Annotated in this window: 14 protein-coding genes, 1 tRNA gene and 1 pseudogene; 9 read left to right on the top strand and 7 right to left on the bottom strand. The window is 48.6% G+C overall.

The genetic code is table 11. The features are described from left to right. The first annotated feature begins 91 nt into the window (after positions 1-91). The 3 genes from BDT_RS09325 (at position 92) to BDT_RS09335 (ending at position 2,399) form a co-directional block, all read left to right on the top strand. Positions 92-670: a hypothetical protein gene (locus BDT_RS09325; RefSeq protein ID WP_041577536.1), complete on the top strand. Its 579-nt coding sequence runs from the start codon at positions 92-94 to the stop codon at positions 668-670. A 70-nt stretch (positions 671-740) separates the two neighbouring features. Beyond that, on the top strand, positions 741-2,207 hold the full coding sequence (locus BDT_RS09330) for an anion permease (protein WP_041577538.1): 1,467 nt from the start codon (positions 741-743) through the stop codon (positions 2,205-2,207). A gap of 105 nt (positions 2,208-2,312) precedes the next feature. Further along, positions 2,313-2,399, top strand: a tRNA-Leu gene (locus BDT_RS09335). Between the two features lie 174 nt (positions 2,400-2,573). Here BDT_RS09335 and BDT_RS09340 read toward each other — a convergent pair. Together BDT_RS09340 and BDT_RS09345 are read right to left on the bottom strand one after the other, a co-directional pair. Further along, positions 2,574-2,990, bottom strand: a complete 417-nt coding sequence (locus BDT_RS09340; RefSeq protein WP_080602373.1) for a hypothetical protein — start codon at positions 2,988-2,990, stop codon at positions 2,574-2,576. Positions 2,991-3,051: 61 nt separating this feature from the next. Beyond that, positions 3,052-3,234 (bottom strand): hypothetical protein, encoded by a 183-nt coding sequence (locus BDT_RS09345; RefSeq protein WP_015090991.1) that lies wholly within the window; start codon positions 3,232-3,234, stop codon positions 3,052-3,054. A gap of 179 nt (positions 3,235-3,413) precedes the next feature. On the opposite strand from BDT_RS09345, the gene BDT_RS09350 reads away from it, so the two are divergent. From BDT_RS09350 to BDT_RS09365, 4 genes are all read left to right on the top strand, one after another. Next, complete coding sequence (locus BDT_RS09350) at positions 3,414-4,955, top strand: sigma-54-dependent Fis family transcriptional regulator (protein WP_015090992.1); 1,542 nt, start codon at positions 3,414-3,416, stop codon at positions 4,953-4,955. 154 nt (positions 4,956-5,109) lie between these two features. Further along, a complete protein-coding gene (locus BDT_RS09355; protein ID WP_015090993.1) occupies positions 5,110-6,336 on the top strand; it encodes a hypothetical protein in 1,227 nt (408 codons plus the stop codon). Between the two features lie 72 nt (positions 6,337-6,408). Further along, complete coding sequence (locus BDT_RS09360) at positions 6,409-6,714, top strand: double-stranded RNA binding motif domain-containing protein (RefSeq protein ID WP_015090995.1); 306 nt, start codon at positions 6,409-6,411, stop codon at positions 6,712-6,714. 119 nt (positions 6,715-6,833) lie between these two features. Next, positions 6,834-7,301, top strand: coding sequence for a hypothetical protein (locus BDT_RS09365; protein ID WP_015090996.1), 468 nt, complete (start codon positions 6,834-6,836; stop codon positions 7,299-7,301). Between the two features lie 30 nt (positions 7,302-7,331). Here BDT_RS09365 and BDT_RS09370 read toward each other — a convergent pair whose 3' ends face one another. The 3 genes and pseudogenes from BDT_RS09370 to BDT_RS19545 form a co-directional block, all read right to left on the bottom strand. After that, positions 7,332-8,372: a hypothetical protein gene (locus BDT_RS09370; RefSeq protein ID WP_015090997.1), complete on the bottom strand. Its 1,041-nt coding sequence runs from the start codon at positions 8,370-8,372 to the stop codon at positions 7,332-7,334. Positions 8,373-8,417: 45 nt separating this feature from the next. Next, positions 8,418-9,182, bottom strand: coding sequence for a DUF4423 domain-containing protein (locus BDT_RS09375; RefSeq protein WP_015090998.1), 765 nt, complete (start codon positions 9,180-9,182; stop codon positions 8,418-8,420). Positions 9,183-9,433: 251 nt separating this feature from the next. Next, positions 9,434-9,613 (bottom strand): annotated as a pseudogene (locus tag BDT_RS19545) (helix-turn-helix domain-containing protein); the annotation flags it as partial. 237 nt (positions 9,614-9,850) lie between these two features. Between BDT_RS19545 and BDT_RS09385 the strand changes: the two are divergent. Continuing rightward, a complete protein-coding gene (locus tag BDT_RS09385) occupies positions 9,851-10,906 on the top strand; it encodes a PAS domain-containing protein (protein WP_041577544.1) in 1,056 nt (351 codons plus the stop codon). A 46-nt stretch (positions 10,907-10,952) separates the two neighbouring features. On the opposite strand, the gene BDT_RS19210 is transcribed toward BDT_RS09385, so the two are convergent. Next, entirely contained in the window at positions 10,953-11,135 is a 183-nt protein-coding gene (locus BDT_RS19210) for a hypothetical protein (protein WP_148278789.1), read from the bottom strand. A 229-nt stretch (positions 11,136-11,364) separates the two neighbouring features. On the opposite strand from BDT_RS19210, the gene BDT_RS09395 reads away from it, so the two are divergent. Beyond that, a complete protein-coding gene (locus tag BDT_RS09395; protein WP_015091002.1) occupies positions 11,365-12,090 on the top strand; it encodes a response regulator in 726 nt (241 codons plus the stop codon). Here BDT_RS09395 and BDT_RS09400 read toward each other — a convergent pair. Beyond that, entirely contained in the window at positions 12,087-12,527 is a 441-nt protein-coding gene (locus BDT_RS09400) for a hypothetical protein (RefSeq protein ID WP_015091003.1), read from the bottom strand. The genes BDT_RS09395 and BDT_RS09400 overlap by 4 nt on opposite strands. Positions 12,528-12,573: the final 46 nt, after the last annotated feature.

A 12,573-nucleotide genomic window follows, 5' to 3' on the forward strand; every position in this document is an offset into this window, starting at 1 on the left:
ACTTAAGTAAGAATTGCAAGGACGGCTCGTTTGCGTGGTGAGGACCCTTTAAATGCGATAAGAAGGTGTTTTCACTTCCCAGGGGTGGCTTATGAATTCGTTAAAATCGAGTGTTTGTGTTGCTGTGGTTTTGTTTTTGTCTTCGCTGGCGTTTGGTAAAGATTGCACAGTTTTGGTGTCCTCCCATTATCGTGATGAGCTTCGCGAAGTCATCCGCACAGAACTTTCCGGTCACGGAGTGACGGCGCTTTTTGCTGATGAACTTCAGGTGCATGATCTGGACACGCCCTTTGAAGAAGTGCCACCTGAAATTCTGCCGGGTCAGGAATTCAGTTATCTGTATCTGCCAACGCCCAAAGCCCTGCCTTCGCTTTATCTGGGGCAGCTTTATACAAGTTATGAAGAAGGTCTTTATAATATCACCACCATCACCGAGTTTACTTTCGGAGTGGGGCGCATTGGTTCTTGCAAAAGCACCAAGCATGAAGGTGTTCGCTGTTCAGTCAGGCTGGTGGAGCCGGGGTTGACTTATGAGCGAGTGGTGGCTGAATCCACGCGCGACCTGGTGGTGGTGGATGGGCGACTGAAAAGTCTGGATCGCACCAAGGCCACTTCGGCTGACGTGCGAGAGTATTTACGTCAGTTTGCCACGCGCGCCTGTCAGAAATAATGCTGAAAAACCTCTTCCTCTGATGGCGCTTAAAGCATATCCTGTTTGTAAATTCAAACCGGGGATATGAATGAAGTTACCGCATGTGAAGATTGTACCGGCCGTTATCGCTTTTTTTGTGACCTGTCTTTTCTGGTTCGTGATTTCTCCGCCGGAAGGGGTCGACATCAATGCCTGGCGTTTGCTGGGGATCTTTGTAGGCACCATCACCGCCATCATCGGTAAAGCGCTTCCAATCGGGGGTGCTGCCATGATCGGGATCCTGCTGGTGGGTATCACGCAAGTCACCAATCCCGGAAATCCCGGCAAAGCCATGGGTGATGCACTCAGTGGATATTCCAACACCCTGATCTGGTTGATTGGTATTTCGTTCTTTATTTCCCGCGCTTTCATTAAGACCGGCCTTGGTTCCCGCGTGGCATATTACTTTGTTCGCGCCATTGGGAAAAAGACTTTGGGTATCAGCTACGGACTGTCTTTTGCCGAGTTGGTGCTGTCTCCGGTCATGCCAAGTAACACTGCTCGTGGTGGTGGCGTGCTTTATCCGATCAATCGCTCCATCTCAGAATCCATGGGATCACTTCCGGATGAGGCCACTCGATTGAAGGTCGGTGCGTTCCTGACTTTGGTGGCCTATCAGATCAACGTGATCACTTCGGCGATGTTCATCACTGCGACTGCGCCCAATCCTTTGGTGACAGCTGGGATTCGTGACATCGCCAAGATCGATGTGTCTTGGGCACAGTGGGCGATGGCGGCATTTGTGCCGGGCTTGCTGGCGATTCTGATCATCCCGTGGGTGTTGTTTAAGCTTTATCCGCCGCAAATCAAAGAAACTCCGGATGCTGCGGGTTATGCGAATAAAAAATTGCAAGAACTGGGGCCGCTCAGACTGGATGAAAAAATTCTGATCGGTGTCTTTTTCCTGCTTCTGTTTATCTGGGCAGGTGGACCTGAGTTGTTGTCGTCAGATCCTTTGTTCAAGGTGGATGCAACTGCTGGCGCATTTGTGGGGCTGGGGGTGCTTCTGTTCAGTGGGGTGCTTACTTGGGATGACCTGTTGAAAGAAAAGGGCGCCTGGGACACGGTAACGTGGTTCTCGTCCCTGGTGATGATGGCGACGTTCTTAAACAAGCTGGGCGTCGTGGCGTGGTTTTCTAAAACCGTGGAATCCTCGATCGCACATTGGGATCTGGGGTGGATGCAGGCAGCCGCTATTTTGGTTCTGCTTTATGTGTTCATTCATTATTTCTTTGCCAGCAACACGGCCCATATCTCGGCATTGTTTGCGTCGTTCTTTGGAGTGGGTGTGGCCTTGGGGGCTCCGCCATTGATGTTTGGTCTGTTCCTGGGCTTTGCATCCTCGTTGTGTGCGTCCTTAACCCACTATGGAACGGGGTCGGCTCCGGTGCTGTTTGGAGCTGGATATGTGACGATGGGAGAATGGTGGAAGTGGGGCTTTGTGGTGACGCTTCTGAACCTGCTGATTTTCGCTGGCGGCTGTGCCATTTGGTGGAAGGTTTTGGGGTATTGGTAAGTTTAAAAGCCTAAAACTTGGGCAACTTGTAAATCCTTTTATGACCTTCTGCGAAAACTGTTTTCAAAGCGGGGGAAAGCGTACAAGATAGTTCTTCATTCCAGCGCGCGGGTGGTGGAATTGGTAGACACGCAGGTCTCAGAAGCCTGTGGCCGAAAGGCTGTGGGGGTTCAAGTCCCCCCTCGCGCACCAAACAAAAAAGCCGACTTTGTCGGCTTTTTTTGTTTTATCTGTTAGCACTCCAGCTTCGCTGGAGTAGTTTCTGAAGTTTCCCGCCTTCGATTTTCGTTTTGGGTTTTGTCGTTTTCTGCCGATGGCAGAAAACTCCGGTCGCTCGTTTGGAGCGGATTCAGTTTTTTTGCCTTTTTATTTCTTCTCAATCGCGAGAACGAGACCTGAAATTCTGCTGTCGTCGCTGTAGCGGATAATTATGTTTGATTTCGGGGACGTTGCTTCATTCAGCAGATCGCCCATGGTCATACCCAGGCGAAGAGCACTTTCCTTTGTCAGAACGATCTTGCCTTTTTCGGTGACAATGACGATGGCGGGAGAGGCGTTAATCAATTCTCCGGACTTGTTGTAAAAGTCGGCGTTGCTGACCAGCGTGGCGCTTTTGATTTTTCCGTTCAGGTATCCAGAATTGGGCTTCTTGGCCTGCTCCAGGCAAAAAACATCAGAAACGGAAGGTTCGCAATTGAACCCCAGATCCATGACTTTCACAGTGGCAGCCAGGGATGTAGAAGAAATAGCCAATAGACAAAAAGCGGCAATGGACGCTCTCATAAGACAACCTTTGTTTTAATTTAAAACTATTCAGTCACCTAAAGTGCATGAACCGTGCTCGTTATTTGGCCTCTAAGGCAATCAGGAACTGCTTCTGTTTTTTGTAGGCTTTAAACAGTTCATAGTATTGCTTCAGCTTCCTTTCTTTGATGCTTTCAACGGTTTCTTCGTGGGCTTCCTGCCACAGAAATCTCAGTTCGCGGTCCATGCGATCCAGTTGTTGGGGGATGTTTTCTTTGCTCATATTTAGTCCTTTTGTTTATTTCCAAAGTTTCATGAACTTAAACTGCTATTCCCGGGCCGGGGTGTAAGGGCTTGAAAACTTTTAGGTCTTAAAATGGAACGCCAACAATTGGTGGCTTAAATGTGGAAAGTGCAGTTGGCAGCCTACTTTGGTTGGCAAAACATACCGATATCAAGAACATGTCAAAATCACATGACCTTCTTAAATTTATCGGCGACTCTGCGCAAATTTTCTTTGAGCAGCAGGCGGGGGAAAGTCTCATTTCGCGAATCCTGGATCTGTGTATTCAGGCCACCGGGGCTGATCGCGGAACTATTTTTTTTGATTCCCAAATCAACCTTGAGCAGCATTTCAAATACCTGAACAGCTATATCGCCACGGGCATCCGCAATCAGACCATCGTGATCAACACAGATCAGGGGATTGCCGGAAAGGTGTTCCGAACCCGTAAAAGTCATTTTTCCAACTGTGTGGCTCAGGACGGCGACTTCTATCTGGGGGTCGACAGCAAGACGGGATATCAGACAGAAAAAGTGCTGGCCGTTCCCTTGCACTGGAAGGATGGCAAAGTCATCGGGGTGATCGAGGTTCTGAATAAGGCCGACGGAGACTTTGATGAATCCGACCAGCATGCGCTGGAGGCATTGTCCATGCTGGCAGCCGTGGCCTTTGAAAATTACGAAATTCATCAGAAAAATGAAGATTCTGAATCCGCCATTGAGCATCGCAAGAATATCTGGCGCAAAAGTATTTCTTCCGTCAGCCTGCATTCAAAAGCCCCGGAACTGCAAAAGATCTATGATCATATTGAAGACTTCGGAAAGTCAGATTCCAATATTTTGATCACCGGCGAAAGCGGTGTGGGAAAAGAAGTCATCGCAAGGCTTGCACATCATCATTCCAGTCGTCGCGACGGGCCTTTTATTGCCATTAACTGTGCTGCTATTCCTGAGTCACTGTTTGAGGCCGAGCTTTTCGGCGTGATGAAGGGGGCTGCGACCGGGACTGTCGCTAGGCAGGGGCAGATTGAACTTGCCCACCGCGGGACCTTGTTCCTTGATGAGATCGGTGAAATGCCGGTTGAAATGCAGGCCAAGCTTTTGCGTGTTTTGCAGGAAAGAAAAGTGCAGCGACTGGGTTCTACGGAATCCCCGAAAGCGGTGGATTTCCGTTTGATCTGCGCGACCAATAAACATATCGATACGCAGATTCAAGAGGAAAAGTTCCGCGAGGACCTGTTCTATCGTATCAATGTCGTGAACCTGCAGATTCCTTCTTTGCGTGAAAGAAAAGGGGACATCCCGGATCTGGCGCAGGCCATTTTGGAACAACTGCATAACAAACGCGGCTGGAAATTGAAATCGGTCAGTCCCGAGGCTCTGGAGCGGTTGATTGACTATCACTGGCCGGGGAATATCCGCGAGCTTGAAAATAAAATTGAAAGTGCCTGCCTGTCCGCGGGGGATCGTGCGGTGTTGATGCCGGATGACTTCCAGTTTAAAGCGCGCACTTCCTTGAGTGTGGTCCCCGCTGCAGAAACACCGGAGGATCATATGAGACGCTATGACAACCTCAGTTTGCGCGAGGCGCGCGAGGCCTTTGAAACGGAGTTTGTCGACCGGGCTATTCAGGGTTCTTTGGGAAATAAATCCGAGGCCGCAAGGCGATTGGGAGTTTCCCGTGAAGGTCTTAGAAAGATACTGATCAAAAAGACCGCCTAGAATCCACCAACAGTTGGCGCCAACCTGGCAACCAGGGTGGGCGTCTCATTTTTAGATTGTAGTGAAATCGTGGAGTTACCACCTGGCCCTGTCCTTGCCTTAAGGAAAGTAGCGCAGACGAAATTGCGTGAAACTTTAAACAAGGAGAGAGTTCGTGTTATTCAATAATGAAATCAGAAAAGTTCTGTCCGTAGCGATCCTGATGCATGTAGCGACCCTGGTGGCCTGTTCTGCCAAGGTGGACGAAGAAGTGATCGATTCCCCCTCTATTGTTGTATCCTCTGACAAACCATCGACTGTGATGGGAGCTGTTCAAGGAGTGATCGTCGAGGTCGGTAACGGTCTGGTGGCTGACGGCCAGTCCGCACAAAGCGTGCAGGGAAAAATCCAGGCCTTGAGTAATGTCAATGATTTGTGTAACGAGCACGCCATGCCGCTGGATGAGCAGGGTGGCTATATGGACAGTCAGGGGCCTGATTATCCGTCTCGGCTGTTTTACTGTAAGCTTGCTCAAAACAGCGGATCTCCGGATTCGATCCCGGGTTCGTTTCAGCAGATTAAAGCGATATCCTGCATGCTTGAAAAGGCGGGTTTGGTTTTCGACAATCAGGACCGTCAGGTCCATCTGACCCCGGATACGAGCTGTTTCACCGCCCAGCAATTGGCTGACATGAACATTCAGGCCATGACCGTGACGGTGCGGGCCTCAAAACCGGCCTTCTTTAACACGTATTATGACTCAGGGGTTTCTTTGACCATTCCGGATATGGGAACCTACCGTATTGCTGCCAAACTTAGCGGTACGAAAATGGAGTTCCTGACTCATGATGACCAGTCGGCCTATAGCCCGAATAAATCCGGCACCTATGCGGCAAGTTTTGATGTGCTGACGGGCGAGCTGAAGTACGAAAGCCGTGGTGACCGTTTTCAGTGCTCTGAAAACAGTTCCTGCGGTTGGTCCCGTCATGATCGTCTGCTGGCGCAGGTGGGTATGACAAACGGGGAAATCACTTCCGTTTCAAAAATTGAGGCCATTGCAGGTGAAATCTACACGGACCATAACAATGCTTACTCGGCTCGTGTGTCCACGATCAAAGGCAGTCTTGCAAGTGGCCTGAAGGCTCGCTACTTTATGGTGAACACCAACACCAGCAATGATCTGGGTGATGCCACGAAGTATTCTGAGGTTGTGAACAACCGTTGTTATACTCATGCTTCGGATCAGGCGGATTGCAGCACCAACCCGGGAATTGAGCTGCCGCAGGAAGTGAGCTTTAAGTTCAACCTGCATCCAAGTACGCAGTTTACTTCGACTCAAGACTGGGTTTCTCAGTTGACCGGACTTGGATTCTCAAGTGTTAACTTCAGCGATGTACAGTAAGTTCTGTGCCAACGAAGGGGGCTTTGGCACCCTTCGTTTTGCTCTTTGTGAAAAGGAAAAGGGGCTGATATTATGGATTCCATGAAAAATTCCCTGATGCAGTTTTTTGTCTTTTGCAGTTTGCTGGCCGGATGCGGTTTGAAAGTCATAAGCCCGGCGGATGAAAATCCGAACAAAGGAACTTTGGCCGTGGACTGGTCGGGCGATGGTCCGAAGGTTGTGGGGACATTCACATGCCGGATGAAATCCATGGGGAACCGCTTCTTCGGTTTTGGCAAAAGCGAGGATGAAGCCCGTCAGGACGCCATGGGTAAATGCAAAAGCCACACACTGCTTTCCTTCTGCGAGAAAGAAAAGATCACCTGCGAAAAGAACTAAGTGTTGCAGACTCAAAAGTTTGCAACGACTTTATTACCTGAACCTGCCGCCCGGCAGGTTTTTTCTTTATTGATTCCTCAATCGTGGTTATTCCTCCCTTCACATTTTTGGAGGAAACTATGCGTATTCTTGTATTGTCTTTCGTCGCTTTGATTTCTTTATCTGCCCAGGCTCAGACGGTGTCTTTGGATGCTCCAGAGCATGCCAAATATTACTGCGAAAAACAGGGTGATGCCCAGGATCTTGTGGTTCCATCTGTTTTTATGGTGATCAGAAAAGCTCACACCACCCAGATCGTTCTTAACGTATTGGATGCCGAGTGCAAAAACCACAAGGTGGTGCCAAAGGCCTCCAATCGCTTCGCAAAGCCTTCACTGACTGATTTGAGCGATGTGCACGCGATTGCGGCATCCCCGCGTATCTTCCGTTCCAATGAGGTTTATCACAATGTCGTGCTGGAATTCTATTCTGATGCTTTGGCGGCAGGTGAGCGTAACTTCCTTTTGAAGCTTTATTCTCATGACGGGGGCGTTTATCAGATTATCGTGACAGTTCGTAACGGTGCCACATTTCTTCAGGCTTACTAAATTCGATTGTACCTTGAGCGTGAGGGGCGCTCAAGGTTTCACGATTTGGGATCCTTCCTGGCTTAAAACCAATGGTCCTGTATATTCAGAGCTTTCAATAGTTCCAGTGTGCAGTTGACCGTTGGGCCAGAAGGTCACGGCCCCGTTCAGATTGGACAGCAAAACTGTTTTGCCGTTTAAGAGGAACGGGGTCTTGTTTTTTATTGAACCCGACATCAGCATTCCGTTTTCATGAAATTTCAGCAGAATCATACGTGATAAAGGACCCGCGTAACCGATCGGGAAAATCTGCCCGTTGATATTGAAGGTGTATTCGTCCGCGCTGGTGTACAGGAAGGATTCGATCTTTCCGCTCGGATAAAAATTGACGTATTTACCGGAGATGTTTTGTCCGTGCAGATTCCCGCCCCAGACAGTGGCGGTCTTTATGTTCCCATTTTCGTCAAATTGGGCTGCTTCCAGTCCTACGGCAAAGCCATGATAGTCGACATGCTTAAGACCTGCCGTGCGCACCAGATCCAGCATCATGCGGTTGTCGAAGGTTTTCATCAGGTAAGAGCTGATAACCTGATTGAAATAGCGGACCCCTGGTGAAGAAACAATACCCGTTTCGATGGCCTCGCGATAGATCAGTTCATGAAGCACCAGTCCGGCTTTATGATCTTCACTGAGTTTTTCAAATAATCGCAAATCAATCACATATCGCTGATCCCCGGGCATAATCAAAGCCTTGGGGCGCTGGATGGCGACCTGTTTGATTTCACATTCCTCAGGGATGATGACCACGCCGGAATCGCGAATCGGCAGGAACTTGCCAACAAAGAACCACTGGGTTTCTTCATCAAAGGTCCGGAACCATTTTTTATACATTTTAGCGCGGGTTGGATTCACGTCCTCCAGACGGTGCAAGACATAGTACACCTTTTGCTGAAAGCTCATGTGTGCGGGGCCCAGCTCCAGTGGAATGCGGCGCTGTTCTTCAGCTTCATAATAATCCAGCAGTCGCAAAGAATTTCCACAGGAAATCACGTTGCCGCCATTGCCAACCCAGTCACCACCGGCCAAAGACATCGCAGAATAAAAAAGAAGATGAATCAGTGTTGTCAGATGAAGCTCCTAATTGGATTTCGGGGGAAGGATGGGGAAGCACTGCAGATTCACGCGGTAAAGGTCGCCCTTCTTGGATTTTTCATCCAATTCAAAGACGTCGTCGCGAAACTTTAGCGTCAGTTTCTTAAGTTTCTTGAATTGTTTTTCGTCCAGGGCCACGGTCAGGAAAGAATAGTCACGTTCTTGCACCGGGACACGGGAAAGCATCTGCCTTGCCAGTTCCAACGTGTTCAAATGGGCCTGCTGCAGGGATCGGGAAGGGATGTCGTGAGGCGAATACAAGTTCTTGTGGTTGCGCTCCCATACAGGGCCTTTGCGGGAAATAACCTGCAGGTCTTCCAGATTTTCCAGGCATTCGTTCACGCGGGGCTCGTTGATTCCGGTTTTGGCGGCGATCCAGGTTGCGGTGCTTTTGAAATCGGCCAGGCGAAACACTGCCAGAATCACAAAGTATTCCCATTCATCAAAGAGCACAGCATAGCGGCTGGGATCCAGTTTGTATGAGGATTCGGCCGGTGGTTTGTTGACCCCCAGGCTTAGCAGGAACATTTCCTGATCTTTGGGAGCAAGGGAAAGCTTTTGCATCACTTTGGCAGCTTCTTGCAGGGGCACCAGGCGTTTGCCTTTGATAATCGAAGACACCGTGCCAGGATTCATTTCCAGAAACTGGGCGTAGGAACGCAAAGAATAGCGTTTGTTTCGGGCTTTCTTGGCCTGAAACTGTTCCTGAAGTTTGATTGCGAAATAAGGCAGATTCTCAAGTCCCGACATAAGAATCGCAGAACTAACAGCCCCCTCAAGTTCGAGCAAGTTTACATTAGGGAACAGGCGCTTTCATGGGGGCAATTGAAATAATTCGCCACTTCCTTTTGAAAAGAACGATGAAAACGACATTTCAAAAATGTAAGGAATAACTACTTGGGATTTTTGTCGGTTTCTTCGCCAGTGTTCCATTTCTGATGGGCATTGTAAATAGCATCAGTTGTAGCCTGGCGCACGTATTCAGCTTTCATTTCGTCTTCAGGTATGGAGTAAATTTCGCACATCTTCTTCAGTACATCGATTGGCGGCTTGCGATTGCCGCGCTCCAAATTGGAAAGAAACTGCGGTCGGTTGTAGCCGAGCAATTTTGCGGCGTCTTGTTGGGTTAGAAAAGCGCCGAGTCTCTTTTTTCGGATAAAGTCAGATAAGGACACGTCCACCTATGCATGATTAGTTCAGATTTAAGTTTGTTGCCTTAGTACTGATAATAAAGCGGACTCAAAAAATCCTCATGCGAAATTCAATTTCCTTGGAACTTGTCATAAATGTAAACCAATGAAGCTGTAAATAAACAACCACCATTGGTTGATAGTCGAAATACAATACAATTGCCAAGGCCCCACTCAATACTGATAAGGTACATTATAGGTAAAAGCTCGGTAAAAATGGAGTTTTTTATGTCACTGGTACATCTCATCCGAAATGAGTTTGAAACACCCTCTTACATGACAGATGAAGAGGGCATTATCCACGTGTGGAGTCCCGCCGCAGAAAAATATTTTGGATTTTCAGAACAGGAAATTCTGGGTTCATCCGAGTATCAGCTGTTTTATGATACCGCGGAAGAAGTAAGTCAGGGGGGAATTCGTTTCAGCTGGCGGTATCGCAGGGATGGTGAAGTGCTTTTCGTACAGGAACAGGTCGTGGAAATCTCTGATCCGGATGATCACGACATTCGCTTTATGAAAGTGCTTACGGATTACACCGCGCAGTTTACTCCTGCTGAGGAATGTGAGTTGTGGGTTGCACACTATGCAAAACGCAGGGTCGGAGTGGCGGCCTTTGATTTGCAGTCTCAGCTTTTTTCCAGTCTGAATGAATCGTTCGCCAAAAACTTTGGTTATACTCACGATGAAATCAAAGGCGTCAGTTACGGGTCTCTTTTGACCCCTGAATCCAGCAATCTCAGCCCGCGCGTGCTTGAAATCATGGGACGTGATGGGTGGGGAGTTTTCAATGTGACTTATCGTCGCAAGGACAATACGACGGGTCTATTCAAGGCCGAGGTTGTTCCGGTGTGGCGTGATGGCCATGTGGTGATGAGTGCCTGCCACGCGACCAATGAAGAATGGACTTCGGATATCAGCAAAGCTCTTGCAAAGACTGCCACCTGTGTCGTTGACAATATAGGCAAGGTTCACAGCTGGGGACCCGATGCCCCGATGTTGTATGGATACAGCGGAGAGGAACTTCAGGACTATTCATTACTGTGCGATGAAGGCAGCAAGGTGGAATGGTCCCCGCAGACTCGTTTTGGCTGGCGACGCCGCAAGGATAAAAGCCGCCTGTTTGTTCAGGAAACTATTTTGCCATTTGTGGATGATGGCATCGAAAATCAATTCTTGATCTATACCAAGGATCTGACGAATCGTCTGTCAGACAGTGCCAAGAACAAAATGATGACCCTTCATCGGGGGAATGTCGTGGGCGCTCACAGTCTCTTGACCCAGTAAAAAACAGGACAGAGCAGTCTACATCCCTCTGTCCTGCCTTATAAATTTATCTGTTGGTACTTGTACGGTTGCCTTGTTGTTGCTGTTCCTGCCGGCCGCCGCTGCTTCTTTCAGAAGTCTGACCACCTTGTTGTGGCTGCTGCTGACGCTGCCCTTGACTGGATTCTCTTTCTTGATCTCTCTGATTTTGTTGCGAGCCTTGGTTTGGTCTTTGGTTATTGTCGCCCATAAATACCTCCTTGTGGTGTATGGTTTCTGAAGTTAGGCTATTCCTTTTGCTTGGGCAGCGATATAATTACCTTCATGATTTCAGACAGAGTCACGACTTTTACTGGACTGTTTTTCACACAGTCCACCAGTTGTGGTGGACATTCATTGGTTATATTTAAAACGCGCTTTGAGAAACTTGTGTGTAGGCTTCATGCACAGAACGAACGGTCCACATCAGGGAGTTTCGCATGAAGTGTTTGTTGATTGAAGACGATCAGGAAATTGCAGGGCATATTATCGAAAGTCTGGTCAGTATTTGTTATGACGTGAAATATGTTGATGATGGGACCAAAGGTCTGCAGGCGGCCCTGGTCGACCGCTACGATATAATTATTCTTGATATGATGATGCCCGGAATGATGGGCGCTGATCTGATTCAGGCTCTGCGAAAAAATAATATCAGCACCCCGGTTCTCGTTGTCAGCGCACTCAGTGCGACCAGTGATCGGGTGGAAGGATTAAGCCGGGGCGCAGATGACTATCTGCCAAAACCTTTTTCAATTCTTGAGCTGCAAATCCGGGTCAGAAATCTGGTGAAACGTTCTTCTCAAGCCGAAGAAATTGAAATTCGCTGTCAGGGGCTGCACTTAAACCGCATCCGTCGCGAGGTTTCCCGGGAAGGCAAAGTGATTGATTTGCAGGACCGGGAATACCGCATGGTGGAACTGTTGATGTCCCATCCGGACAAGATCATCAATAAGCAGCTGATTCTGTCCCATATCTGGGGCTATCACTTTGATCCGCACACCAATATCGTCGATGTTCTGATGTGCCGCGTGCGTGCGAAGATCGACAAGGGATTTAATCAGCGCATGATCTATACAGTGCGCGGCGTGGGATACACTCTTCGCACCTCAAGCCGCTTGGCCGAAGTGAGCCGAGCTGACGGACGATTTACCTCGTCGTACTTTTAATAAGACTGCTCGTGGCAGTCTTTGAACAGCAAGCTGTGATTGCCCGTGCCGGACTGGTAGTACGAGTTCACAATATAGTAACCGACCTTTTTATCCTGGTCATAACGGAAGTCCACAGTCAGATAATCAAAACCGTGAGCTTCTTTATCCAGCTGGCAGGTGGTCAGAACCTGGTTGATCCCTTTGAATTCAAAGACGCTTTGGTCGCAAGAATCATTCTTGGGGTGGATGTTGATGCCACCGACCAGGCCTGCGCCATTTAAGGGCTCGGACTTAAAGATGTTGCCGCTTTCATCATAGATATCATGGCGAAGCTCTTGAAAATCAGCTGAAAAGACGATTTTTTCGTTATCCCATTTTTCAGATGTGCATACGATATTTGCGGCCCATGTTGCAGGGCTTGCAGTCAATACCAATGCAAATAATCTTGATTTCATAGGTCCGCCTTATTTGAAAAGTGCCTCTATGGTTGATGGGGGTGGT

The sequence above is a fragment of the Bdellovibrio bacteriovorus str. Tiberius genome (assembly GCF_000317895.1).
GTDB classification, from domain to species: Bacteria; Bdellovibrionota; Bdellovibrionia; order Bdellovibrionales; family Bdellovibrionaceae; genus Bdellovibrio; species Bdellovibrio bacteriovorus_F.

What these genes read in the sequence shown, in the direction of transcription:
- BDT_RS19210 (WP_148278789.1), bottom strand. Translation starts at nt 11,135, where the DNA reads ATGGGCGACAATAACCAAAGACCAAACCAAGGCTCGCAACAAAATCAG.
- BDT_RS09395 (WP_015091002.1), top strand. Translation starts at nt 11,365, where the DNA reads ATGAAGTGTTTGTTGATTGAAGACGATCAGGAAATTGCAGGGCATATT.
- BDT_RS09385 (WP_041577544.1), top strand. Translation starts at nt 9,851, where the DNA reads ATGTCACTGGTACATCTCATCCGAAATGAGTTTGAAACACCCTCTTAC.
- BDT_RS09360 (WP_015090995.1), top strand. Translation starts at nt 6,409, where the DNA reads ATGGATTCCATGAAAAATTCCCTGATGCAGTTTTTTGTCTTTTGCAGT.
- BDT_RS09400 (WP_015091003.1), bottom strand. Translation starts at nt 12,527, where the DNA reads ATGAAATCAAGATTATTTGCATTGGTATTGACTGCAAGCCCTGCAACA.
- BDT_RS09345 (WP_015090991.1), bottom strand. Translation starts at nt 3,234, where the DNA reads ATGAGCAAAGAAAACATCCCCCAACAACTGGATCGCATGGACCGCGAA.
- BDT_RS09325 (WP_041577536.1), top strand. Translation starts at nt 92, where the DNA reads ATGAATTCGTTAAAATCGAGTGTTTGTGTTGCTGTGGTTTTGTTTTTG.
- BDT_RS09340 (WP_080602373.1), bottom strand. Translation starts at nt 2,990, where the DNA reads ATGAGAGCGTCCATTGCCGCTTTTTGTCTATTGGCTATTTCTTCTACA.
- BDT_RS09365 (WP_015090996.1), top strand. Translation starts at nt 6,834, where the DNA reads ATGCGTATTCTTGTATTGTCTTTCGTCGCTTTGATTTCTTTATCTGCC.
- BDT_RS09350 (WP_015090992.1), top strand. Translation starts at nt 3,414, where the DNA reads ATGTCAAAATCACATGACCTTCTTAAATTTATCGGCGACTCTGCGCAA.
- BDT_RS09330 (WP_041577538.1), top strand. Translation starts at nt 741, where the DNA reads ATGAAGTTACCGCATGTGAAGATTGTACCGGCCGTTATCGCTTTTTTT.
- BDT_RS09370 (WP_015090997.1), bottom strand. Translation starts at nt 8,372, where the DNA reads ATGTCTTTGGCCGGTGGTGACTGGGTTGGCAATGGCGGCAACGTGATT.
- BDT_RS09375 (WP_015090998.1), bottom strand. Translation starts at nt 9,182, where the DNA reads ATGTCGGGACTTGAGAATCTGCCTTATTTCGCAATCAAACTTCAGGAA.